The following is a 242-nucleotide window of genomic DNA, read 5'->3' on the forward strand; positions in this document are numbered from 1 at the left end:
CTCGAGATCCAGGTCCAGCGTGTCCACCAAGTCCCGGATCACGTCGTAATCCGAGTCCGTGGCCTCGACGTAGCCGACGGCGTCCTCGGTGCCGAGGGTGGCGGCATCCACGTTTTCCGGCGTCATCTCCAGGAAAGCCGCCCGGATCCTCTCCTTCACCTCCGGCGGGAGTCCTCCCCCACGGCGATCGAGCTCTCCGGGATCGGCTCGGACTCGCCATGGCGAGCGCGGAGGCGTCGTGC

General features: G+C 68.2%; 1 protein-coding gene. It reads right to left on the bottom strand.

The features are described from left to right. A partial coding sequence (locus tag HKX41_13095; protein ID NNC25070.1) for a phosphate ABC transporter substrate-binding protein occupies positions 1–159 on the bottom strand: 159 nt, incomplete at its 3' end. Positions 160–242: the final 83 nt, after the last annotated feature.

Origin of the sequence: Salifodinibacter halophilus (assembly GCA_012999515.1) — a bacterium.
Classification (GTDB): domain Bacteria; phylum Pseudomonadota; class Gammaproteobacteria; order Nevskiales; family Salinisphaeraceae; genus Salifodinibacter; species Salifodinibacter halophilus.